The sequence below is a fragment of the Lysinibacillus sp. FSL L8-0126 genome, assembly GCF_038630385.1.
GTDB lineage: Bacteria > Bacillota > Bacilli > Bacillales_A > Planococcaceae > Lysinibacillus > Lysinibacillus fusiformis_D.
On record NZ_CP152028.1, the window covers coordinates 2,358,787 to 2,381,005 of the forward strand.

Below are 22,219 nucleotides of genomic sequence, written 5' to 3' on the forward strand. Positions count from 1 at the left end.
GAGTATTTGCTATAATCATCTCGTCTTTAAAAAATTCTGATAGTTGAAGTGGGCGTGGGGAAATGAGACATGATGTGAGAGATAACATTGTGGAGTATGTGTATGTGATTGTTGGAGCGGCAGTAATTGCTATTGGTTTTAATGTTTTTTTATTACCAAATCAAGTCGCTTCAGGTGGGGTAAGTGGCATTAGTACGATTTTGCATGGTTTGTTTGGATGGAATCCGGGAATTGTTCAATATGCATTTAATGTACCATTATTTATTGCTGGTGTATTATTGCTAGGCAAAAAATTTGGGATTAAATCATTTATCGGTACCATTACGTTACCTTTTATTGTCTTGTTAACGAATAGCTGGGAGCCTTGGACTGATAATGCTTTACTGGGAGCTCTTTTTGGTGGAATTGTTGTTGGCTTAGGAATAGGACTGGTCTTTAAAGGGAATGCTTCAACTGGTGGCACTGATTTACTAGCGCAAATCATAACGAAGTTTACTGGGTTGTCGCTTGGAACAAGTGTACTGTTAATTGATGGAATCATCGCAATTAGTGCAGCAGTTGTTTTTGATTTAGAAAAAGGTTTGTATGCTCTGATTGGACTTTATGTTACAACAAAAACGATTGATATCATTCAGTTAGGTTTTAGCCAATCTAAAATGGTCTATATTATTACATTGAAACAAGATGAGGTAAGAGAAGCCATTTATGCTGAAATCAATCGTGGTATAACTAAGTTACCAGCAATCGGTGGCTATACAGGAGAAGCACGACCAGTTCTCATGGTTGTTGTTTATCAAACAGAATTCACAAAGCTGAAACAACTCATTAAAAGCGTTGACCCATCAGCGTTTGTCATCGTTTCTGATGCTTATGAGGTATTAGGAGAAGGTTTCAAACGTGCATAATTTTGGTATAATGGCGGCGTAAGGTATTTATTATGAGGAGGGGTACTAATGAAAAAAGCAATGTTAACATTAGTGTTCGGATCAGCAATCTTCTTAGCTGCATGTGGTGGCGGAGATAAAACTGCAAGTAATAATGAAGGTGCTACAGAGCCAGATGGTGAAGCGATTGCCATGAAATCTTGTGTTTCTTGCCATGGTGGCGAGTTACAAGGTGCAAGTGGTCCAGCATTAAATGACGTAGGTGCTCGTTTATCTGAATCAGAAATTTTAGATATTATTAATAACGGTAAAAACGGTATGCCTCCAGGGGTTGTAAAAGGGGCAGATGCTGAGGCAGTAGCCAAATGGTTGGCAACTCAAAAATAGTATTTATAAAACTAGCGGGCTGGAGAGCCGCTAGTTTTTTTATGGAGGTAAACGCTGTGTTGAGAGTAAATACATTCCTTTTAGACATAGACATGCTAAAATAAGAAGAACCTTATCCATTGATTGGAGGCTTTTTCATTGGTCGTAGTATTAACAAGAGATGTTATGGAGAAATTTAAGTTAGAGTTATTAGCTGGCGAGGAAGGAATTGGAAGAACGATCGTCACTAGTGATATTTCAAGACCAGGACTTGAAATGGCAGGATACTTTACACATTATCCGGCAAATCGCGTCCAATTGCTTGGCAAAACGGAACTGTCTTTTTTCGAAATGCTGCCAGCAGATGTCAAGCTTGAGCGTATGCGTTTACTTTGTTCGCAAGATACACCTGCTATTATTATTTCTCGAGATTTAGAAGTCCCTGAGGAGCTGATTCAGGCTTCCAACGAAAAGCATGTTCCTGTCTTTAAAACACATATGACGACAACCAAATTTTCGAGTAGATTAACAAACTATTTAGAGGGACGCTTAGCACCAATGACAGCAGCGCATGGCGTGCTTGTCGATGTGTATGGAATTGGTGTGCTTATTATTGGTAAAAGTGGCGTTGGGAAGAGTGAAACAGCACTTGAGCTTGTTAAAAAGGGTCATCGTTTAGTAGCGGACGATTGTGTAGAAATTCGTCAAGAATCAGAAAACCTTTTAATTGGTAGTCCCCCACCTTTACTAGAGCATTTATTGGAAATACGCGGAATCGGCATTATTGACATTATGACGCTATTTGGTGCAAGTGCAGTGCGTCCGTATAAACGGATTACACTCATTATTGAGCTGGAAATTTGGGACCCGCAAAAAGTTTATGATCGATTAGGCTTAGAAGAAGAGAAAATGAAAATAATTGATACGGAACTAACCAAACTAACGATTCCTGTAAGACCAGGACGGAATGTTTCCGTTATTATTGAAGTGGCTGCGATGAATTACCGCTTAAAGAGAATGGGCGTAAACGCAGCAGAGGAGTTTTCAAGACGTTTAGATGAAGTAATTTCATCTAATGATGAGTTAGATGATTAAACAGTTGTGAACTAAATTATGTGAATGACATATTGAGAGGAGCAGAAGATGGATTTACTACTATTACAGATTGACCCGATTGCCTTTCATTTAGGGCCTATTCCGGTTCGTTGGTATGGATTGTTAATTGTGTCGGGAATCATTTTAGCATATATTGTCGGGCAGAGAGAGGCCGTTAAGCGGGGATTGCCTGAAGACTTCCTGGCAGATTTATTGTTATGGGCAGTTCCTATATCCATCATCTGTGCACGTATTTACTATGTGACCATGCGATGGGATTACTATAGTGAAAATCCAGGTAAAATCATTGAGATTTGGAATGGCGGTATTGCCATCCATGGTGCACTTATTGGAGCATTTGTCACAGCTTACATATTTACTCGTATAAAAAATGTAAGCTTTTTACGAGTAGCAGATATTGCAGCACCTAGTATTTTAATTGGACAAATTATTGGTCGATGGGGCAACTTTATGAACCAAGAGGCTTATGGTGGGGAAGTATCAAAAGCCTTTTTAGAAAATCTAATGCTACCAGATTGGATTATCAATCAAATGTATATCGAAGAATTAGGTTCTTATGTACATCCGACATTTTTATATGAATCCGTTTGGAACCTGATTGGGCTTATCATTTTATTAGTCTTACGTAAAGTAAACTTAAATCGTGGGGAAATTTTCTTTAGCTATCTAGTTTGGTATTCTATTGGTCGCTTCTATATCGAAGGTATGCGTACAGATAGTCTCTACCTAGTAGGCGATTTACGCTCAGCACAGGTAGTGTCCATTATTGGTATTGTAGTTGGACTAGGTGCCATTATTTATCGCAGAATAAAGGTAAAGCCAGCCGTAAAATACTTGGATAATAAATAAGGGGATGTAAAATATGGCTGTTAAAGCACTATTGTTTGATTTTGATGGCACGTTACTTAATACGAATGATTTAATCATTCAAACATTTATGCATGTATTAAATGAGCGATTTCCCGGGCAATATTCGCCAAAAGATTGCTTGAAATTCATTGGTCCATCACTCAAACAGACATTTAATGACATTGCACCAGATGAAGAGGAAGCTTTGATCGCAAATTATCGCGCTTGGAATATAGAGCATCATGATGAACTAGTTAGCGAATATCCTGATGTTGTGTCAACACTAGAGCAATTAAAAGCACAGGGTATTCGATTGGCTATCGTTTCAACAAAACGTAATGAGACTATTGATCGTGGGCTTTCTATTATGGGTGCGACACATTTATTTGATGTGCGTATTGGCACAGATGATGTAAAAAATGTGAAGCCTGACCCAGAGCCAGTACTACTTGCTTTACAACGTTTAGGAATAGACAAAGAAGATGCCATTATGATTGGTGATAATTCGCACGATATTGAAGCAGGGCATCATGCAGGTGTAAGAGCAGCAGGTGTTGCTTGGGCAATTAAAGGTGAGGCATACTTACAGCAATATCAACCAGAATATATGCTACAGCATATGACAGATTTATTGGATATTGTGAAAGAGGGGTAAGGGCAGATGGCGCGTAAAACAGAACGTTATCGTGTCGAAGGAGCCAATTCGCTTTGGAATATATATGACACGGTGTCCTTTTGGAAGGTGATGAAGTGTTTCATTGTCATTCAAATTGGACGCTTCACACCATTTTTACGTGTGAAAAACTGGCTTTATCGTACATTTTTAAACATGACTATTGGCGAGCGAACTTCATTAGCCTTAATGGTCATGCCAGATACCATGTTTCCCGAACGTATTTTCATTGGTGAAAATACAGTGATTGGTTTTAATACGACAATTTTAGCGCATGAGTATTTAATAGAGGAATATCGCTTAGGTGATGTTTATATTGGAAATGAAGTAATGATTGGCGCAAATTCAACGATTCTACCAGGTGTAACAATCGGAGACGGTGCCATTGTTTCAGCCGCCACCCTTGTACATAAGGATGTGCCGGCAGGGTGTTTGGCAGGGGGCAATCCTATGCGAATTATTTATACGGCTGAACAAATGGCTGAGCGTAAGCGCAATGAGGTTGTAGAATGGTGTACACCAAAAAAATAATAAAAACTCACGTTGTATGACTACATACTTCGTGAGTTTTTTCATATTAAAAAGCTACTCCGGTTTTGGAGTAGCTTTTAATATTTATGCAAGCGCTGCGTCATAGTCTGATTTGAATTCACAATTGTCGTGATCACCTAAGCAAGTTGATTCAACAAAGGTTGATTTAATTGCAGTCCCATCTATGTCTTCTGTTGTATGAAGTGTTACTTTGTCGCCAGGGTAAAACTCACCTTTACAAATACTTACGATCATTTGCTCACTTAGTTGTACGAATGGACATGCCATAATAAATCCCTCCAATGTGTAGTTTATATGGTGCTTTTTGTTATTAATGCTATTCTATATTAAGCTTTTAAAAAAGTAAAAGAAAAAATAGAATGAGAGTAATAATCAATAAAAGTATTGATATTAAGGTATTCTTATTGATAATGAGATTGAGAATCATTTTTAATATTTCATTCAATAATATTATATCTATATAATATATGCGTGACTGTATTGAGAATAGGTTGTTGATAAAACTTAATTTTTTCCAACAATTGTATAAGAGAGAATCATTCTCAATTTTTTAGTGAATACTTTAGTTGATTTATAATCTTCATGTCACATTTTAGACATATTCTCATTCTCAGTAAAACATTTTGTCAAAATTTAAGAGAAATGATGTCTTGTTTTTATACCGTTGTTCACTAAGTAATAGGTATAATTAACAGAATAATAAGTATTTAAAGATTTCGTTAATTAAAGAAGAAAAGTTGACTGCTTAAAAGAAATAAGTTAGAATTCTTTCATAATCTAATTCTCTAACACTCTAGTGAATTAAAGTGAAATGTAAGGAAGTGTTCATATGTCGTCGATAAAAATGTTTGAAAAACCACTTGGAATGCGCGATACATTTCCGCAAATCTATGAGAAGGTTGAAGCCGTTAGGCATGCTGGCAGAAACTTTTTATATAAAAGGGGTTATGAGTTCATTAAAACACCCGCTGTAGAGTATTTCGATACAGTGGGGAAAGCTTCAGCTATTGCTGATGCTCATTTATTTAAGCTAGTGGATAGCCAAGGAAATACATTAGTATTACGACCTGATATGACAACACCGATTGCTCGAGTAGCTACAGCGAAATTATTAAAAGAAATGATTCCTTTACGTCTTGCTTATTTCGCAAGTGTTTTTCGAGCTCAAGAAGCGGAAGGTGGAAGACCAGCGGAGTTCGATCAAATGGGGATTGAGTTAATAGGGGATCAATCTGTATTTGCCGATGCAGAAGTTATTGTGACAGCAATGGAGCTATTAAAACATTTTAAATTAGAAGAGTTTAAAGTCACGATTGGTCATGCGGGTATACTAAATTGCATTTTACAAGATTACACAGAGAGTATTGAACAGCAAGCAACACTTCGAACATTGTTGGTTCAACGAAATTATGTAGGGTTTGAAGAAGCAGTAGAATCATTTGATTTACCCAAAGCTAAATCTGATGCCCTCCTACAATTTATTGGGGAGGCAATGAATGTTAAAGACATCCGAGATATTGAAAAATATGTGCGTAAAAATGATGCATTAGAATACATGCAACAACTTGCTCAACTGCTGGAATTGGCTGACTTAGCTGAGTATATAGCTTTTGATTTCACCCTTTCGAGTCATATGAGTTATTACACTGGCATGCTTTTTGAAGTTTTTGCGGTAGGAAGTGGCTTTCCGTTAGGAAATGGTGGACGCTATGATGGTTTATTAGAAGTATTTGGCTCAAAAGTTGGTGCAACAGGTTTTAGTATTCGAGTTGATCGTTTATTAGAAACGTTCAATGGCCAGTCAGAGAAACGACAGGAAGCAACAGTTGTGCTTTTTGAAGAAGAACAATTCGAGGCAGCATTACTAAAGGTGAAAACATTACGGGCAGCAGGAAAATTAGCTACTTTACAGTTGCGTAGTAGCCTAGTTGATGAGGCAGCCTTTTTAGCATACTTTACAGAAGTGGTGGTTGTTGGACAGGGGGAAGTAGGCGGTGAATGAATTAACAATTGCAATGCCAAAGGGACGGATCTTTGAAGAGGCATATCAAATGCTGTTAGAGGCAGGTTTTAATTTACCAGAAGAGGTAGAAATGTCACGTAAATTAATGATTGAGATACCAGAGGAAAAAATTCGCTTTATTTTATCCAAGCCAATGGATGTCCCTGTCTATGTTGAACATGGTGTTGCTGATATTGGCATTGCTGGGAAGGATGTTTTGTTAGAACAACAGCGTGAAGTGCATGAGTTATTAGATTTAAAAATTAGTCATTGCTATATCGCATCTGCGGGATTACCGAACACACCAATGAATGAAATTGCGCCTCGAATCGCTACGAAATATCCGAATATCGCAATGAAGTACTACAAGGGCATTGGAGAGCAGGTTGAAATCATCGAGCTGAACGGTTCTATTGAATTAGCACCAATGATTGGTTTAGCTGATCGCATTGTCGATATCGTTTCAACAGGGCGTACCTTAAAAGAAAATGGCTTAGTAGAATATGAGTTTATTACAGCTGTTTCATCACGATTAATTGCAAATCCCGTAAGTTATCGTATGAAGGGTGAGCGTATTATTGATCTTGTGAAGCGATTAAAGAAATGTGTAAATGAGCAAAAAAGGAATCATATTTAGCTACATATGAAGGACTAAAGGGGATTAATCCTATGAAAATAACAAAGCTTGAAAAAGGCATTTCCTTAAAAAGACCACTTGAAGGGGGAAATGAGGAACAATTAAAAGTTGTGCGACAAGTGCTAGCAGATGTTAGGACACAAGGAGATGTAGCGCTCCGTACTTATACTGAAAAATGGGACGGCTATGCCCCAGAGAGCTTACGTGTTACAGGGGCAGAAATCGAGGAAGCAGTAAATACGCTAGACCAGCAACTTTATAAGGATTTAGCAGAAGCAGCCGAAAATATTCGTCTGTATCACGAGCAACAAATACGTTCAGGCTATCGCTTAGAGCTAGGACAAGGTTCTTGGCTAGGTCAACGCGTAACAGCACTAGACGCAGTAGGATTGTATGTTCCAGGTGGTACAGCAGCATATCCTTCATCTGTATTAATGAATGTGATTCCAGCTCAGGTTGCAGGTGTGAAGCGTATCGTCATTACTTCTCCGGCAGGTCAGAATGGGAAACTGCCAGCAGGTGTCCTTGTGGCAGCTCATCTTTTAGGGGTGGATGAAATTTATAAAATTGGTGGTGCACAAGCGATTGCTGCACTTGCATATGGTACAGAAACAATTGCTCCAGTTGATAAAATTACAGGTCCAGGGAATATTTTTGTGGCTCTCGCCAAACGTGAGGTATTTGGAGAAGTAGCAATTGATATGATCGCGGGGCCAAGTGAAATTGCGGTTTTGGCAGATGATACAGCATATCCTGATGAAATAGCTGCAGATCTGTTATCACAGGCAGAGCATGATGCATTGGCTTGTGCCATCCTTGTCACTACCTCAGAGCCATTAGCTCAAAGGGTAGCTGAGGAAGTAGAGAAGCAATTGCTGGAATTGCCACGTCAGGCAGTAGCTCGTGCCTCCATAGAAACCTTCGGGGTCATTTATGTAGCTGAAACGATGTCACATGCGGTGGAAGCCATTAATTCATTAGCGCCTGAGCATTTAGAAATTGTGACAGAAAATGCTGAAAGGATTGTTGAACAGATAAGACATGCTGGCGGTATTTTTATAGGTCGGTATAGCTCGGAGCCTGTGGGAGATTACTTTGCAGGAACCAATCATGTATTACCAACGAATAGCACGGCTCGTTTTGCAAGTGGCTTAAACGTAGATGATTTTGTAAAGAAATCAAGCATTGTTTATTACAGTGAAAAAACATGGCAAGAAAATGCACCAAAAATTGCACGTCTAGCACGTATGGAAGGCTTAGAGGGGCATGCACGTGCAGTGGAATCACGCGGATGGGAGAAGGAATAGGGCGATGACAGTAAAGAAGAGATATGCAAAGGTAGAGCGTACAACAAATGAAACGCAAATTTCAGTAGCAATCGATTTAGATGGTGAAGGGCAAGCAAATCTTCAAACTGGTGTGGGATTTATGGACCATATGCTCGATTTATTTATGAAGCATGGATTATTTAATGGGACCATACAAGCAAATGGTGATACCTATATCGACGATCACCATACAACAGAGGATCTTGGCATTGTCTTAGGGCAGGCTGTTCGTGAAGCACTTGGTGATAAGAAGGGCATAAAACGCTATGGCACAGCATTTGTGCCGATGGATGATGCACTAGCACAGGTAGTTGTAGATTGCTCCAATCGTCCGCATTTAGAGTATCGTGTGCCACCATTAAAGGAAAAAGTGGGAACGTTTGATACAGAATTAGTGCATGAATTTTTATGGAAATTTGCGCTAGAGGCACGCATGAATGTTCACGTGATTGTACCTTATGGCCATAATACACATCATATTATTGAGGCGATTTTCAAAGCATTAGCACGTGCGATTGATGCGGCAGTTGAAATTGACCCACGTGTTAAAGGAGTACCATCGACTAAGGGGCTGTTAACGTGAAGATAGGTGTTATTGATTATGGAATGGGCAATTTATTTAGTGTAGAACAAGCATTAAAACGACTAGACTGTGAGGTCGTTGTGACGGCTGATGAGAGCGTGTTAGATGCAACAGATGCACTACTATTACCGGGGGTTGGCGCATTTCCTGATGCTCGCAAGCGTTTAGCAGAAACTAAATTAGACCGTTATTTACAAAAGGCACAAAGTGAAAATCGCCCTCTATTGGGAATTTGTCTAGGCATGCAATTATTGTTTGAGCAAAGTGAAGAAGTAACCCCAACACAAGGGCTAGGTTTTTTCAAGGGACATATTCAACGCTTTAGTGGTATCGAAGGAGATCAAGCATATCGTGTGCCGCATATGGGCTGGAATGAACTGATCTTGACGAATCGCCCTGCATGGTTGGACGGTGAAGTATCAGCGAAACATGTCTATTTTGTTCACTCATTTTATGCGACACATATTCAGGAATCTGAGCTTGTTGCCTATGCAGACTACTGTGGCATAAAAGTACCTGGTATTGTAACGAATGGTTCCGTGACAGGCATGCAATTTCACCCTGAAAAATCGGGAGAACTAGGCATTTATTTATTAGAGCAATGGCTGAAAGGTGTGAAGGCATGCTAACAAAACGTATTATCCCATGTCTTGATGTCAAGGAAGGTCGCGTTGTAAAAGGTATCCAATTTGTATCTATCCGTGATGCAGGTGATCCAGTGGAGCTTGCAAAGTTCTATGATGAGCAGGGCGCAGATGAGCTTGTATTTTTAGATATCTCTGCTTCACATGAAGGTCGAGAAACGATGATAGATGTTGTTCGTCAAACAGCTGCTACACTTGCAATACCTTTTACAGTTGGAGGTGGTATTCGTACGTTGGAAGATATGAAGCGTATTTTACGTGCAGGTGCTGATAAAGTATCTGTGAATACATCTGCTTTGGAGCGACCAGCTCTTATTCAAGAGGGCGCTGATTTCTTTGGTGCACAATGTATCGTTGTTGCAATCGATGCTCGCTATAGTGAAGAAGATGACACATGGATGGTTTATACACATGGTGGACGCAATAAAACAACTTGGTCAGCCGTTGAGTGGGCACAAGAAGCCGTGCGCTTAGGAGCAGGGGAAATTTTATTAACAAGTATGAATCAAGATGGTGAAAAATCTGGCTTTGATTTGGCCTTAACTAAAGCGGTAAGAGAGGCAGTGACAGTTCCTGTTATCGCTAGTGGTGGAGCGGGACATGCCGAACATTTTTACGAAGTATTAGCACAAGAGGTAGATGCAGATGCTGCATTGGCGGCTTCAATCTTCCATTACAAAGAAACGAACGTATTACAAGTAAAAGAATACTTACGTGACAAAGGAGTGGCAGTAAGATGATAGAGAATATTCGGTTCGATGAGAAAGGTCTTGTTACAGCTGTTGTACAAGATGCCAACACAAAAGAAGTGCTAACAGTGGCCTATATGAATAAAGAATCATTAGCTAAAACAATTGAATCAGGAGAAACTTGGTTTTATTCTCGTTCTCGTCAAGAGCTGTGGCATAAAGGAGCAACAAGTGGTCATAGACAACAAGTGGTGTCCGTAAAAGCAGACTGTGATCAGGATGCATTAGTGGTGGAAGTGCTACCCGCTGGCCCAGCTTGTCATAATGGTACAACTTCTTGCTTTACAGAGGTGATTCAACAAAATGAGCAGATTGGCTCTGTAGGCATCATCGCTAAACTTGTGCGTGTGATTGCAAAGCGTGAGCAGGAAATGCCAGAAGGAGCCTATACTACATATTTATTTGACAAGGGTATCGATAAAATTTGTAAAAAGGTTGGGGAGGAGGCAACTGAGGTTGTCATTGGGGCTAAAAACCGCGATGCCGAAGAAGTAAAATGGGAGGCAGCTGATTTAATCTATCACCTTCTAGTATTGCTACAAGAACAAAAAGTAAGTATTTATGATGTTCTACATGTGTTGGAAAAACGTCACGAGGAGAAATAACGGCATATTATTGATTGTATGGTATAATAGAAATTACTGTGTAAAGGAACGTAAAATGCGTTCCTTATTTCTTGTTTCGGAGGAAATATATTGGAAAAGAAACGTCAAAATGAGACTCAATCGAATATAGTGTCGTTCATTCCAACAGGCGACTATTATTATAAAAAATCAATTCAAGCAATGAATAGTGGACAAATGAATAAAGCTTATAAATATTTACAACGTGCGGTAGATTTAAGTCCTGATGATCCTATGATTATCTTGCAGCTAGCCATCGTAGAGTTAGAAGGTCAACGTTTTGAGGAAGCGTATGATCTGCTTCGTCATGCCTATCAAATTGATCCAGATAATCCAGAAATCATTTTCTATATGGCAGAAGTATCAGGATGTGTGGGCATCATGCATGATGCGAAACGTTTTGCAGAAGAGTATTTGCGGCTAGAACCAGAGGGTGCTTATGCAGATGAAGCAGCAGAAATACTAGAATTTGTCGCTTTTGAGCAGGATGATTTGGAAGACCCTGAAGAATCTGGTGAGGATTTGTATCGTCAGGAGCAAGCTCGTCGTTGTATGGAAAAAGGGGATTTTCCAGAAGCTATTACTATTTTAGAAGATTTAATTGAAGATCGACCAGCCTTTTGGTCAGCCTATAATAATTTAGCACTTGCTTATTTTTATGTAGGAGAAGAAGAGCAGGCGAAGGCTCTCTTACATACCGTGCTACGTGAAAATAAGGGGAACTTACATGCACTATGTAATTTAACGGTGATTGCTTATTATGAAAAAAATGAAGAGGATTTACAAGAACTACTAAATATACTTGTCAAAATTCAGCCATACACATGGGAGCACCGTTATAAATTAGGGGCTACATTAGCCTTAATAGGACAGTATGAATTAGCCTATAAATGGTTGCGTAGTATGCAAAAGAGAGGCTATGTTGGAGATGCTGGTTTTTACTTTTGGTTGTCACATGCGGCCTATTTCTCAGGTCATGAGGAAGTATCGAAAAGTGCATGGGATCAGCTACTAGAGCTAGACCCTGACAAAGAGGGCTTTGAGCCATGGCGCCAACAAGAAAATGAATTTGCACTTGATGCATTGGAGCATGACCGTGATTTTATTGTTGAAAAATTAGAAAGTACTTATACGAGTGAGCGCATTTTTGGTTTGTTTTTACTGAAGGGTACTGCACATAAGCAAGAAATTATCGCTCATCCGAAATTGGTTAATGTTGAACAATTAGACACATTTGAGAAATTGTTTTTAGCTTATTCACTCGGCCACGAATTTGATAAGAAGAACAAAGTAGAAGCGAGCTTTTTACGTGCTGTCAACGTACCAGAAATTTTATTAGAACAGTATGGGAAGCTCTCATCACTCATTGTACCAATGTTTCAAATGTGGTTTGTACTATGTGAACAAGCGCTAATACAAAACTATCGTTTTACAAACCCAACAGCAATTGCAGGAGCCAATGATTATTTATTTAGATCTTCACAGATGCTCAAAGTAACAAAAAAGGAAATTGCCCAACAATATGGAGTATCTGTATCAACGTTATCGAAGTATATTGATGAAATTCTAACGTTTTTACCTAATAGTCATAATTAACGTGTGAGCAACATAGTTGAATAACTTTATACTTTCACATACGATGAACATACTAACGTTATCACCAATGTTCCTTGGCGACATTATCCTATCCGTCAAGGGCTTTATCTTCTTCTGTAGGTGACGTTACACTTATTGGTTGAATGAAGATAAAAAGTATTCTGTTTAGGGGGAAGTATTGATGTCAGAAGAAAAAATTTATGATGTAGTAATAATTGGTGCAGGTCCTGCTGGGATGACTGCTGCTGTTTATACATCTCGTGCAAATTTATCAACATTAATGATTGAACGTGGGATTCCTGGTGGGCAAATGGCAAACACAGAGGAAGTAGAAAATTACCCAGGTTTTGATACAATTTTAGGGCCTGAGCTATCTACAAAAATGTTTGAGCACGCTAAAAAATTTGGTGCAGAATATGCCTATGGTGATGTATCAGAAATCATTGATGGTGAAGAATATAAAACAATTAAATCTGGTGCAAAAGAATATAAAACACGTGCCATTATTATTACAACAGGTGCGGAGTATAAAAAAATGGGTGTGCCAGGTGAAAAAGAGCTAGGCGGTCGTGGTGTCAGCTACTGTGCAGTATGTGATGGGGCATTCTTTAAACAAAAAAATCTAATAGTTGTAGGCGGTGGCGATTCAGCTGTTGAAGAGGGCGTTTATTTAACTCGCTTTGCTGATAAAGTAACGATTGTCCACCGTCGTGACAAATTACGTGCCCAAAAAATTCTACAAGATCGTGCCTTTGCCAATGACAAAATTGATTTCATTTGGAATGCAACTGTAAAAGAAATTAATGAAGCTAATGGTAAAGTTGGTAGTGTCACATTACAATCAACTGTTGATGGTACAGAATCTGAATTTGCAGCAGATGGTGTCTTTATCTATATTGGTATGTTGCCTTTAACTAAACCATTTGAATCATTAGGCATTTTAAATGACGCTGGCTATATTTTGACAAATGCCAATATGGAAACTAAAATCCCAGGTATCTTTGCAGCTGGAGATGTTCGTGAAAAAACACTTCGCCAAATTGTGACAGCGACAGGTGACGGTAGTATTGCCGCACAAGCTGTACAGCATTATGTGGAAGAGCTATTAGAGAAAATTAATGCCTAACATGGCTATTTAAAGGAAAAAAATACAATTTTAATGTGGTTTTAATATTGCTGTAACTTGAATGACATATAAAAGGTGTATGATAAAAAATGTAATTAGCAATCCCCCTTTTATTTTGTTTAGTAGGTTGTTTCCGCCTCAATTAGGTGGGAGCAACCTACTTTTTTATTTGTATAAATTAAAAAAATAAACGTATTTTTCGCCTAACATAAAAGCATTACACATGAATAAACCTAAATTGTTAATTGTCTTTACTAGAGAGTTGTAAATGAGGACAAATCTTGCAAGGTCTTGCTATAATGGGGAGTAGAATGCAAAAGTGATTAGAGGTGTGCCTATGCAAAGAATTGCAAATTTAATTGCCGTAAAAGACGGTAAAGTATTATTACTTCAGAAACCAAGAAGAGGCTGGTACGTTGCTCCAGGAGGGAAAATGGAGAGCGGTGAATCCATCTTTGAGGCTGCTGTACGTGAGTTTCAAGAAGAAACGAATGTCACACCTTTAAATGTTCATTTAAAGGGTGTTTATACGATGATTATTAAAGAAAATAATGATGTAGTGGATGAGTGGATGCTCTATACATTTGTTGCTAAGGATGTAGAAGGTATACCATTCGAAGAAACGAGAGAAGGCAAGCTTGCATGGCACCCAGTAGAGGATTTAGCACATTTGCCAATGGCTGAAGGAGATCGAACTAATTTACAATTTGCGGTTTCGCAATCAGGCATTCAATATGGCACGTTTGACTATACAACGAATTTTGAATTACTTCATCAAAAAATACAAATATCAAAAGAACAATAAAGGAGTTGCATGACAGTGGTGGTTGAAGGCCAACAATGTACACACGAATTGGTTATTATTACAGGAATGTCTGGGGCTGGGAAGACCGTAGCTATTCAAAGCTTTGAGGATTTAGGGTATTACTGTATTGATAATTTACCACCAGCGTTACTTACAACTTTTTTAACTCTGCTAAGAGATTCTGGTAAAAATAGTACGCGTATTGCAGCCGTAATGGATATGCGTGGTGGCGACTTTTTTGATGCTCTTATTGGCGCGTTAGACCATATACTAAAAGAAGGCGATATTGATACTCGTATGTTATTTTTAGATGCAGACGATGCCACATTAGTTAGACGCTATAAAGAAACAAGACGTGCCCATCCACTAGCAGTCAATGGTTTACCTTTAGATGGCATTAAACAGGAACGTGCACTTTTATCTGAAGTAAAGGGCCGTGCTAATTTTGTGTATAACACATCGAACATGAAACCGAAGCAATTACGTGAAAGAATTGTCAATGAATTCGCTAGTGAGGCAGATACTATTTTTACCGTGAACATTATGTCCTTTGGCTTTAAACATGGAATGCCTATTGATGCAGACTTAGTGTTTGATGTTCGTTTTCTTAAAAATCCTTATTATGTGGAGGAGCTACGTCCCAAAACAGGACTACAAACAGAGGTATCCTCTTATGTTTTAGCTTTGGAAGATACGCAAATACTCATAAAAAAACTAACGGATTTATTAGATTTTATGATTCCTCTTTATCGACAAGAAGGTAAGTCACAGCTTGTCATTGCTTTTGGTTGTACTGGCGGTCAGCATCGCTCAGTGACATTAGCAGAATTTTTTGGGGCATATTTAGCAGGTAAGGAAAATACGGTTATTACGCATCGTGATATTAATCGTAGAAAGGAATGAGTGAATGGGGAAAAAGCAAACAAGGCTTGTCGTAATAGGTGGTGGTACAGGGCTTTCCACATTACTACGCGGGCTGAAGCATCACCCATTTGATATTACTGCCATTGTGACAGTGGCAGATGATGGGGGTTCTTCAGGCCGTTTACGTGATGACTACGATATTCCGCCACCTGGTGATGTACGTAATGTGATTGCGGCATTATCAGACATTGAACCACTTGTAGAGCAAATGTTTCAATATCGCTTTTCAGCATCAGAGGATTTAAAAGGTCACTCCTTAGGAAATTTAATGCTTACGGCACTTACTGATATTACTGGAGATTTTAATCATGCTATAAGTGAAATGGGCAAGGTTTTAAAAGTTCATGGTCGTGTCATACCAGCTGCAAATAAAAAAATAAACTTACATGCTGTGCTAGAGGATGGTTCAATTATTGAAGGAGAATCAAAAATTCCAACAGCATCAAAGCGCATTGATCGTGTTTTTTTAGTACCCGAAAATGTGCAACCGTTACCAGAAGCCATTCGTGCGATTCACCGTGCAGACTATATTTTAATAGGTCCAGGAAGCTTATATACAAGTATTATTCCAAATCTGCTTGTGAAGGAGATAGGGGAAGCTGTTGTGAAAGCGAAAGGCAGAAAAATATATGTTTGTAATTTAATGACGCAAAAAGGTGAAACGATTTCTTATACAGCAGGTGATCATGTAACAGCCATACATAAGCATGTTGGCGGCGATTTTATTGATTCTATTTTAGTAAACGACGAAGAACTCCCTAACCCTGTAAAAGAACTATATAAAGAAGAAAGAGCAGAGCCAGTGACATTTGATGTGGCAAAGCTTGAAAGTATGGGCTTAGAGGTTATACAACGTGATATTGCTACAATTCGGTCAGATGGGACTGTTCGACATAATGCTATCAATGTTGCAGAATGGCTGGTAGATTATGCTGATATTTACCAGCAAAAAGTAAGAAGACCCATTATAGAAACATAATGGATTGATTGTATATGGTAAGATGAACATATACATAGAAATCATGATTGAAAGGGGGGCATGATATGTCTTTTGCTTCTGAAACAAAAAAGGAATTAACGCAAATAGAAGCGGACAATCATTGTATGAAAGCAGAAGTTTCTGCCCTAATTCGTATGAATGGTTCATTATCCTTTGCAAATAAACAACTAAGTTTAGACGTGCAAACTGAAAACGCTGCAATTGCTAGAAGACTATATACGATTATGAAAAAATTGTATCCGTACAATGTAGAATTGCTTGTTCGTAAGAAAATGCGACTGAAAAAAAATAACGTGTATATTTGCCGTGTAAGAGAAGGTGCGCGCGAGCTGCTAATTGATTTAGAAATCATCTCAGACGACTTTCAATTTAACCATACAATCTCAAGAAAGCTCATCAAAAAGAGTGGTCAAAAAAGAGCTTATTTAAGAGGAGCATTTTTAGCAGGAGGTTCTGTCAACAATCCAGAAACATCAGCCTACCATTTAGAGATTTATTCTTTGTATAAAGAGCATGGTGAGGCATTGATGGATTTGATGAATGAATTTGAACTTAATGCCAAAACAATTGAACGAAAAAAAGGTTTTGTCACCTATTTAAAGGAAGCAGAGAAAATTTCAGATTTCCTTAATATTGTTGGCGCACATCAGGCCATGATGAAGTTTGAGGATGTGCGCATATTGCGAGATATGCGAAATAGCGTCAACCGTATTGTGAACTGTGAAACAGCCAACTTAAACAAAACTATTGGTGCAGCATTACGACAGGTAGAGAATATTCGATTTATTGAAAATTCAATTGGTCTGGATCAGCTACCAGAAAAGCTACGTGAAATAGCACGTCTACGGGTAGAATATCAGGATGTGACATTAAAAGAGCTTGGTGAAATGGTATCAAGTGGAACGGTTAGTAAATCAGGTGTTAACCATCGATTGAGAAAAATTGATGAGATTGCTGATGCATTAAGACGCGGTGAAAAAATAGGTGGTTAAGTTTTCATACTTTTCAGGTATGAATGTCATGCGTAATCGCTTATTGTTCTTTTGCTAGTAAGTGAGGTAAGATAAAACTAATAGATGAACGGTAGTGAAGGGGAGTTTTGAGTATGATTGAGAGAAGAGTCCAGGTCAAATTAAAATTAGGACTACAAGCTAGACAAGCAGCACTATTTGTGCAGGAAGCAAATCGTTTTAGTGCGGATATCTTTCTGGAAAAAGACGAGAAAAAAGTAAATGCCAAATCCATTATGGGTGTCATGAGCTTAGCAGTCGCTAAAGGCACTGAAGTTACTTTAAGTAGTGACGGCAGCGATGCGGAGCAAGCGGTTACAGCATTGGCTACAATTATCGAAAATGAAGACTAACATTCATTGAACACAAAAGGCATCACAGAGCAAATCTGTGATGCCTTCATAGTGTTGAAAAACAAAACCATCCATAGCGTTTTTGTGAAAGGCGAAAATGGATTTCCATTGCAGGCTACTTGCTTTCCTGTGGGCGAGCGCCGAGCAGCTTCCTCCGCTACCGCTCCGTTTAGAGGCTCGCCTGTCTCGCTATCCCACGGGAGTCAAGTAGCCTTCCACCCCAATCCATAAAAATGTTTCTTTTTAGAAAGGTTTTCAAATAAAGTGAAGGTATTCACTACGCTTTATGGAGAAGTGTTGTCATCCATCACTTCTCCGCATTGAAAATAAGAGCCTATCCTCTTTCTAATAATATAAATAAAGGGCTATTTTGTTCAGGAAAAGACACTTTTGCAGAATGGTTGATGGGAGTGGAGCCAGCGTCACTCCTAGGGGATTAGCGTCCTAGAGGAGCCCCCTGGAGCGAATGCAGTGAGTGAAGCGCGCCCCCTGGAAAGGATGCTGGCGGAACGGAAATCAACCCCTCGCCTTTCAAAATGGCTGTTTCTGCCGTTGACATCACCTTTTCTCAACAACACGAAAGGCATCACAGAGCGAGTCTGTGATGCCTTCTCATTTTTATTTATTATCGCTACGGTGCATAATGTGATCGATTAAACCATATTCTTTAGCACGTTCAGCAGTCATGAAATTATCACGATCTGTGTCTCTAGCAATGACTTCAAGTGGTTGGCCTGTGCGTTCAGATAAAATGCCATTTAATTTTTCACGTAAGAATAAAATACGTTTAGCAGCAATTTCAATTTCTGTCGCTTGACCTTGTGCGCCACCTAGTGGTTGGTGAATCATTACTTCTGCATTTGGTAATGCAAAACGTTTACCAGGCTCACCAGCAGCTAGTAAGAAAGCACCCATTGATGCAGCCATACCAATACAAATTGTTTGAACTTGTGGTTTAATGATTTGCATTGTGTCATAAATAGCCATACCAGCCGTAATTGATCCACCTGGTGAATTAATGTAAAGAGAGATATCTTTATCTGGATCTTCCGCTTGTAGGAAAAGAAGTTGTGCAACAATGGAGTTAGCCACATTGTCATCAATAGCGCTTCCTAAAAGAATAATACGGTCTTTAAGTAGACGTGAATAAATGTCATATGCACGTTCACCGCGACTTGTTTGTTCAATAACTGTAGGAATTAAATTCATGTTAAATCCTCCTTAAAAAACTAAATTCGAATACCTTTGCTGAAAATTTCCATTGTTATTTCAGCTGTATCCTTATCATACACATTATAGTCAGGGAAGGTCAAATATTAACCCTGCTAAAGTGAAATAAAAAAAATAAAATGTTTTTGCATTCTATGGTTGAATTATATGTGATAGGCTTGTATAATAATTGAGGTTATAAGTTTAAAGTACAGTACACTATTTTGCAGGTATGCTTCAAAAAATGAGGGTTATCTACATCATGCTTTTCGTAAGCCTAGAGTGAGTACTTTTTTTTTGTGCCTTTGCCCTCGTGGTGTAATGGATAACACGTAAGATTCCGGTTCTTGCACTGGGGGTTCGATTCCCTCCGAGGGCGCCATTTTACTGAATATAGATAGACTTGTTATAGCTCATCTCCTAATAAGTAGTTTAGCAGCCTGCTTAGCGGAGATCGAGAGGGAGATATAGGTGCAATACTGTCCTAGTTGGCATTATTCCCCTATTTATTCCTTTCAAACCTTCAAAAAAGCAATAACTCCAAATTATTTTTTAGTGGACATACTGTACGTGAAGACTAGAAATAGTCGAAAAAAAGAATCCTATCTGAGGGGATTCTTTTTTTTTTGCCTAAATTTATCGAAATTTGGTGTGGATTGTAGTGTATATATATTAATTTTAGATTAGATTTCTTGTTATTTATACATGTTTCTTCTAATTATATAAGTTTATTATAAATTAATATGAAAAAATATTTAGTTTTATGCGAAAAGTTGTTGTCTAAATACTATAATATTAATATAATTGACCTAATAGTCTAACATTTCCGAATTGCGAAAAATAATACGCATTTCGGAAAATTATCGAAATAGGGGGAAATACAATGAAGAAAACAGGTTGGATGCTACTGATGATGGTTGCAGCATTAACATTAGCACTTGCAGGATGTGGTACAAAGGATGGTGCATCTTCAGGAAGCTCATCTTCAGAAGATGGTAAGAAAATATATAAAGTTGGTACAGAGGCAACTTTCGCACCATTTGAATCTGTTGACGATTCAGGGAAAATTGTGGGGATTGATGTCGATGTTTTAAAAGCTATTGCTGATGAAATGGACTTTGAAGTTGACTGGAATAACATTGGTTGGGAGCCAGTTTTCCAAACAATTAAAAACGGTGAAACAGATATTGGTGCTTCAGGAATCACAATTACTGAAGAGCGTAAAGAATCATTTGATTTTACAGAGCCTTATTATGAGTCTCAATTATTGATTGTTGTAAAAGAAGATTCAAAAATTAAATCTCTAGCTGAACTAAAAGATAAAAAGGTATCAGTACAAATTAATGCTACAGGTCATATGGCGGCGAAAAAGCTACAAGGGGAAGCAAGTACAAATATTATGGCGTTTGAAAGTCAACCAATCGCAATTCAAGAGATGTTAAACGGTAACGTTGATGCAGCTATTGGAGACAATGCGGTAGTTTACGAATACATTAAAGCGCATCCAGATCAAAAACTAAAAGTAATCGAAGATGATGCATTTGAAAAAGAATATTATGGCTTTATGGTTCAAAAAGGAAACAAAGAGCTATTAGATAAATTAAATGAAGGTCTTAAAAAGATTAAAGAAAACGGTAAATTAAAAGAAATTACAGGTTCTGATTTCAAGTAATAAATGAATGATGACGCCCCTAGTATGCTAGCGGCTCATTCACTTTAAAGGGGAAATGGGGTTTTCGGATGGACATCTTTGACTTACGCTGGGACATTGTCTGGAACTACCGAGATATGTTTATACGGGGTATTGGCGTAACAATTATTTTGACACTTAGTGGTTATTTTGGAGGTATTCTATTAGGACTATTTTTAGGCCTAGGAAAATTATCGAGTAAAAAATGGATTTATTGGCCATCAAAATTATATATCGATTTATTCCGTGGAACACCAATGCTTGTGCAAATTTTATTAATTCACTTAGCAGTTATTCCAACAATTTTTGGTCATTCTTTAGGATATATGGTGTCAGGGATTACAGCGCTCGTATTAAACTGTGCTGCTTACAATGCGGAAATTTTCCGTGCAGGTATTCAAAGTATTGCAAAGGGGCAAATGGAGGCAGCTCGTTCTTTAGGGTTAACACATAACCAAGCGATGCGTAAGGTCATTTTACCACAGGCATTTAGACGTATGATTCCACCATTAGGGAACGAATTTATCGCATTATTAAAAGATTCTTCATTAGTAACAGTTATTGCAGCACCAGATATTTTATACGCAAGTAAGGTAGTAGCAGGTGCAAGCTTCCGCTTCTGGGAACCGTACATCGTTGCTGCACTACTCTATTTAGTTTTAACATATGGTGTAACGAAGATCGTGGCATTTATCGAGAAACGATTTAGCAATAGTTATGTCCCTCGTAAAGCTAAGGCAGAAGGGCGGGAAGCAAGATGATAAAAATTGAAAACCTACACAAATATTTCGGAAAGCTTGAAGTATTAAAAGGCATTGATTATGAAATCCAAGAGAAACAAGTTGTTTGTGTGATTGGACCATCTGGCTCAGGCAAAAGTACATTTTTACGATGCATCAATATGCTGGAAGATGTAACAGATGGTGCTATTTATATTGAAAATGTGAAAATTAATGCGCCAAAAACGAATATCAATGAGATTCGGGCAGAAGTTGGCATGGTGTTTCAACAATTTAATCTATTCCCGCATATGACAGTTATCGATAATGTCACGATGGCCCCTATGCAAATTCGCAAAATGAGTCGTCCAGAAGCTGAAGAATTAGGGCATGAGCTGTTAAAAAAGGTTGGACTCGACAGCAAGGCATATAACTATCCTGAGCAGCTGTCGGGTGGTCAACAGCAGCGTGTAGCCATTGCACGTGCCTTAGCCATGAAGCCAAAAGCCATTTTATTTGATGAGCCCACTTCAGCACTTGATCCTGAAATGGTCAAAGAGGTGCTAGATGTTATGAAAAATCTAGCAGCTGAAGGGATGACCATGGTTGTTGTTACGCACGAAATGGGCTTTGCTCGTGAAGTAGGGGATCGAGTAGTCTTTATGGACGGTGGCTATATTGTAGAAGAAGGCTCTCCAGAGGAACTCTTTGGCAATCCACAAAGTGACCGTACAAAGGCGTTTTTAGGGAAGGTATTATAATCTTAATGAATAAAGAGCAG

Annotated in this window: 25 protein-coding genes and 1 tRNA gene; 24 read left to right on the plus strand and 2 right to left on the minus strand. The window is 38.5% G+C overall.

Annotation, left to right across the window (positions count from 1 at the left end; genetic code table 11):
• Positions 1-62 precede the first annotated feature (62 nt).
• The 6 genes from MHI34_RS11540 (at position 63) to MHI34_RS11565 (ending at position 4,419) form a co-directional block, all read left to right on the plus strand.
• Entirely contained in the window at positions 63-905 is an 843-nt protein-coding gene (locus tag MHI34_RS11540) for a YitT family protein (protein ID WP_036128012.1), read from the plus strand.
• Positions 906-953: 48 nt separating this feature from the next.
• Entirely contained in the window at positions 954-1,271 is a 318-nt protein-coding gene (cccB, locus tag MHI34_RS11545) for a cytochrome c551 (RefSeq protein ID WP_036126754.1), read from the plus strand.
• 138 nt (positions 1,272-1,409) lie between these two features.
• A complete protein-coding gene (gene hprK / locus MHI34_RS11550) occupies positions 1,410-2,345 on the plus strand; it encodes an HPr(Ser) kinase/phosphatase (protein WP_036126752.1) in 936 nt (311 codons plus the stop codon).
• 48 nt (positions 2,346-2,393) lie between these two features.
• Complete coding sequence (gene lgt / locus MHI34_RS11555) at positions 2,394-3,215, plus strand: prolipoprotein diacylglyceryl transferase (RefSeq protein ID WP_036126751.1); 822 nt, start codon at positions 2,394-2,396, stop codon at positions 3,213-3,215.
• A 13-nt stretch (positions 3,216-3,228) separates the two neighbouring features.
• Positions 3,229-3,870 carry a pyrophosphatase PpaX gene (gene ppaX, locus MHI34_RS11560; RefSeq protein ID WP_342503438.1) on the plus strand — a complete coding sequence of 214 codons (642 nt, stop codon included), beginning with the start codon at positions 3,229-3,231 and terminating at the stop codon, positions 3,868-3,870.
• A 6-nt stretch (positions 3,871-3,876) separates the two neighbouring features.
• Entirely contained in the window at positions 3,877-4,419 is a 543-nt protein-coding gene (locus tag MHI34_RS11565; protein ID WP_036126746.1) for an acyltransferase, read from the plus strand.
• A gap of 84 nt (positions 4,420-4,503) precedes the next feature.
• On the opposite strand, the gene MHI34_RS11570 is transcribed toward MHI34_RS11565, so the two are convergent.
• Positions 4,504-4,707 carry a hypothetical protein gene (locus MHI34_RS11570; protein WP_036126744.1) on the minus strand — a complete coding sequence of 68 codons (204 nt, stop codon included), beginning with the start codon at positions 4,705-4,707 and terminating at the stop codon, positions 4,504-4,506.
• 562 nt (positions 4,708-5,269) lie between these two features.
• Between MHI34_RS11570 and MHI34_RS11575 the strand changes: the two genes are divergently transcribed.
• The 14 genes from MHI34_RS11575 (at position 5,270) to MHI34_RS11640 (ending at position 17,820) form a co-directional block, all read left to right on the plus strand.
• Positions 5,270-6,442, plus strand: coding sequence for an ATP phosphoribosyltransferase regulatory subunit (locus MHI34_RS11575; protein WP_342503439.1), 1,173 nt, complete (start codon positions 5,270-5,272; stop codon positions 6,440-6,442).
• On the plus strand, positions 6,435-7,079 hold the full coding sequence (hisG, locus tag MHI34_RS11580; protein WP_036126740.1) for an ATP phosphoribosyltransferase: 645 nt from the start codon (positions 6,435-6,437) through the stop codon (positions 7,077-7,079). The genes MHI34_RS11575 and hisG overlap by 8 nt, the downstream gene beginning before the upstream one ends.
• Positions 7,080-7,111: 32 nt before the next feature.
• A complete protein-coding gene (gene hisD, locus MHI34_RS11585; protein ID WP_342503440.1) occupies positions 7,112-8,386 on the plus strand; it encodes a histidinol dehydrogenase in 1,275 nt (424 codons plus the stop codon).
• Between the two features lie 4 nt (positions 8,387-8,390).
• Positions 8,391-8,990, plus strand: a complete 600-nt coding sequence (gene hisB / locus MHI34_RS11590) for an imidazoleglycerol-phosphate dehydratase HisB (protein WP_342503441.1) — start codon at positions 8,391-8,393, stop codon at positions 8,988-8,990.
• A complete protein-coding gene (gene hisH, locus MHI34_RS11595) occupies positions 8,987-9,619 on the plus strand; it encodes an imidazole glycerol phosphate synthase subunit HisH (protein ID WP_036126734.1) in 633 nt (210 codons plus the stop codon). The genes hisB and hisH overlap by 4 nt, the downstream gene beginning before the upstream one ends.
• Entirely contained in the window at positions 9,613-10,374 is a 762-nt protein-coding gene (gene hisF, locus MHI34_RS11600; RefSeq protein ID WP_036126732.1) for an imidazole glycerol phosphate synthase subunit HisF, read from the plus strand. The genes hisH and hisF overlap by 7 nt, the downstream gene beginning before the upstream one ends.
• Positions 10,371-10,988 (plus strand): bifunctional phosphoribosyl-AMP cyclohydrolase/phosphoribosyl-ATP diphosphatase HisIE, encoded by a 618-nt coding sequence (gene hisIE / locus MHI34_RS11605; protein WP_058844363.1) that lies wholly within the window; start codon positions 10,371-10,373, stop codon positions 10,986-10,988. The genes hisF and hisIE overlap by 4 nt, the downstream gene beginning before the upstream one ends.
• A gap of 90 nt (positions 10,989-11,078) precedes the next feature.
• On the plus strand, positions 11,079-12,602 hold the full coding sequence (locus MHI34_RS11610; protein ID WP_036126728.1) for a tetratricopeptide repeat protein: 1,524 nt from the start codon (positions 11,079-11,081) through the stop codon (positions 12,600-12,602).
• Between the two features lie 181 nt (positions 12,603-12,783).
• Positions 12,784-13,728, plus strand: a complete 945-nt coding sequence (trxB, locus tag MHI34_RS11615) for a thioredoxin-disulfide reductase (RefSeq protein WP_058844365.1) — start codon at positions 12,784-12,786, stop codon at positions 13,726-13,728.
• A 337-nt stretch (positions 13,729-14,065) separates the two neighbouring features.
• Entirely contained in the window at positions 14,066-14,533 is a 468-nt protein-coding gene (locus MHI34_RS11620; RefSeq protein ID WP_036126724.1) for an 8-oxo-dGTP diphosphatase, read from the plus strand.
• 9 nt (positions 14,534-14,542) lie between these two features.
• A complete protein-coding gene (rapZ, locus tag MHI34_RS11625; protein ID WP_058844366.1) occupies positions 14,543-15,436 on the plus strand; it encodes an RNase adapter RapZ in 894 nt (297 codons plus the stop codon).
• A 4-nt stretch (positions 15,437-15,440) separates the two neighbouring features.
• Positions 15,441-16,436, plus strand: a complete 996-nt coding sequence (locus tag MHI34_RS11630; RefSeq protein WP_342503442.1) for a YvcK family protein — start codon at positions 15,441-15,443, stop codon at positions 16,434-16,436.
• A 65-nt stretch (positions 16,437-16,501) separates the two neighbouring features.
• Positions 16,502-17,449 carry a DNA-binding protein WhiA gene (gene whiA / locus MHI34_RS11635; protein ID WP_036126718.1) on the plus strand — a complete coding sequence of 316 codons (948 nt, stop codon included), beginning with the start codon at positions 16,502-16,504 and terminating at the stop codon, positions 17,447-17,449.
• A gap of 113 nt (positions 17,450-17,562) precedes the next feature.
• Positions 17,563-17,820, plus strand: coding sequence for an HPr family phosphocarrier protein (locus MHI34_RS11640; protein WP_036126715.1), 258 nt, complete (start codon positions 17,563-17,565; stop codon positions 17,818-17,820).
• 618 nt (positions 17,821-18,438) lie between these two features.
• Here the strand turns inward: MHI34_RS11640 and clpP are convergent.
• Positions 18,439-19,029 (minus strand): ATP-dependent Clp endopeptidase proteolytic subunit ClpP, encoded by a 591-nt coding sequence (gene clpP, locus MHI34_RS11645; protein WP_004228025.1) that lies wholly within the window; start codon positions 19,027-19,029, stop codon positions 18,439-18,441.
• 307 nt (positions 19,030-19,336) lie between these two features.
• On the opposite strand from clpP, the gene MHI34_RS11650 reads away from it, so the two are divergent.
• The 4 genes from MHI34_RS11650 to MHI34_RS11665 all read left to right on the plus strand — a co-directional run bounded on the left by MHI34_RS11650 (position 19,337) and on the right by MHI34_RS11665 (position 22,199).
• A tRNA-Arg gene (locus MHI34_RS11650) sits at positions 19,337-19,411 on the plus strand.
• 501 nt (positions 19,412-19,912) lie between these two features.
• On the plus strand, positions 19,913-20,701 hold the full coding sequence (locus MHI34_RS11655; protein ID WP_036125699.1) for a basic amino acid ABC transporter substrate-binding protein: 789 nt from the start codon (positions 19,913-19,915) through the stop codon (positions 20,699-20,701).
• Positions 20,702-20,769: 68 nt separating this feature from the next.
• On the plus strand, positions 20,770-21,480 hold the full coding sequence (locus tag MHI34_RS11660; protein WP_036125696.1) for an amino acid ABC transporter permease: 711 nt from the start codon (positions 20,770-20,772) through the stop codon (positions 21,478-21,480).
• Positions 21,477-22,199, plus strand: a complete 723-nt coding sequence (locus MHI34_RS11665; RefSeq protein ID WP_036125693.1) for an amino acid ABC transporter ATP-binding protein — start codon at positions 21,477-21,479, stop codon at positions 22,197-22,199. Before MHI34_RS11660 ends, MHI34_RS11665 begins: the two co-directional genes overlap by 4 nt.
• The last annotated feature ends 20 nt before the right edge of the window (positions 22,200-22,219 follow it).

Excerpts from the sequence above, each read along its gene's own strand:
- cccB (WP_036126754.1), top strand. The coding sequence starts at position 954 with ATGAAAAAAGCAATGTTAACATTAGTGTTCGGATCAGCAATCTTCTTA.
- clpP (WP_004228025.1), bottom strand. The coding sequence starts at position 19,029 with ATGAATTTAATTCCTACAGTTATTGAACAAACAAGTCGCGGTGAACGT.
- MHI34_RS11570 (WP_036126744.1), bottom strand. The coding sequence starts at position 4,707 with ATGGCATGTCCATTCGTACAACTAAGTGAGCAAATGATCGTAAGTATT.
- whiA (WP_036126718.1), top strand. The coding sequence starts at position 16,502 with ATGTCTTTTGCTTCTGAAACAAAAAAGGAATTAACGCAAATAGAAGCG.
- MHI34_RS11660 (WP_036125696.1), top strand. The coding sequence starts at position 20,770 with ATGGACATCTTTGACTTACGCTGGGACATTGTCTGGAACTACCGAGAT.
- MHI34_RS11630 (WP_342503442.1), top strand. The coding sequence starts at position 15,441 with ATGGGGAAAAAGCAAACAAGGCTTGTCGTAATAGGTGGTGGTACAGGG.
- hisB (WP_342503441.1), top strand. The coding sequence starts at position 8,391 with ATGACAGTAAAGAAGAGATATGCAAAGGTAGAGCGTACAACAAATGAA.
- MHI34_RS11665 (WP_036125693.1), top strand. The coding sequence starts at position 21,477 with ATGATAAAAATTGAAAACCTACACAAATATTTCGGAAAGCTTGAAGTA.
- MHI34_RS11540 (WP_036128012.1), top strand. The coding sequence starts at position 63 with ATGAGACATGATGTGAGAGATAACATTGTGGAGTATGTGTATGTGATT.
- MHI34_RS11640 (WP_036126715.1), top strand. The coding sequence starts at position 17,563 with ATGATTGAGAGAAGAGTCCAGGTCAAATTAAAATTAGGACTACAAGCT.
- ppaX (WP_342503438.1), top strand. The coding sequence starts at position 3,229 with ATGGCTGTTAAAGCACTATTGTTTGATTTTGATGGCACGTTACTTAAT.
- MHI34_RS11620 (WP_036126724.1), top strand. The coding sequence starts at position 14,066 with ATGCAAAGAATTGCAAATTTAATTGCCGTAAAAGACGGTAAAGTATTA.
- lgt (WP_036126751.1), top strand. The coding sequence starts at position 2,394 with ATGGATTTACTACTATTACAGATTGACCCGATTGCCTTTCATTTAGGG.
- trxB (WP_058844365.1), top strand. The coding sequence starts at position 12,784 with ATGTCAGAAGAAAAAATTTATGATGTAGTAATAATTGGTGCAGGTCCT.
- hisF (WP_036126732.1), top strand. The coding sequence starts at position 9,613 with ATGCTAACAAAACGTATTATCCCATGTCTTGATGTCAAGGAAGGTCGC.
- MHI34_RS11565 (WP_036126746.1), top strand. The coding sequence starts at position 3,877 with ATGGCGCGTAAAACAGAACGTTATCGTGTCGAAGGAGCCAATTCGCTT.
- MHI34_RS11655 (WP_036125699.1), top strand. The coding sequence starts at position 19,913 with ATGAAGAAAACAGGTTGGATGCTACTGATGATGGTTGCAGCATTAACA.
- MHI34_RS11575 (WP_342503439.1), top strand. The coding sequence starts at position 5,270 with ATGTCGTCGATAAAAATGTTTGAAAAACCACTTGGAATGCGCGATACA.
- rapZ (WP_058844366.1), top strand. The coding sequence starts at position 14,543 with ATGACAGTGGTGGTTGAAGGCCAACAATGTACACACGAATTGGTTATT.
- hisIE (WP_058844363.1), top strand. The coding sequence starts at position 10,371 with ATGATAGAGAATATTCGGTTCGATGAGAAAGGTCTTGTTACAGCTGTT.
- hisD (WP_342503440.1), top strand. The coding sequence starts at position 7,112 with ATGAAAATAACAAAGCTTGAAAAAGGCATTTCCTTAAAAAGACCACTT.